Origin of the sequence: Chitinophaga sp. GbtcB8 (assembly GCF_019091455.1) — a bacterium.
GTDB lineage: Bacteria > Bacteroidota > Bacteroidia > Chitinophagales > Chitinophagaceae > Chitinophaga.
In genome coordinates, this window is sequence record NZ_JAGXJN010000322.1 from 1 (window position 1) to 244 (window position 244).

Below are 244 nucleotides of genomic sequence, written 5' to 3' on the forward strand. Positions count from 1 at the left end.
GGAAGGCCAGCGCGCGGGTAAGCGCAATTTTTGCATTGGAAACCTCTGCATTGGCCTGTGATGAAACCCCCCCGGGATTCCAACCATTCTTTACACGGGTTACCCCCACGCGGCGGAAAGTATCTGCCCGGTTCAGGTTCTTCTGGTAAGCCAGCGTAAGCTTCTGCGCTGCCAATAAATTCAGGTAAGGGGCTGCTACCCTAATTTCCTGTTGAAAAATTTCCTGCTGCCAGTCTTTGGTATC

At 52.5% G+C, this 244-nt stretch carries 1 pseudogene; it reads right to left on the bottom strand.

The features are described 5' to 3' along the window. Positions 1-244, bottom strand: a pseudogene (locus KVT36_RS31985) (TolC family protein); the annotation flags it as partial.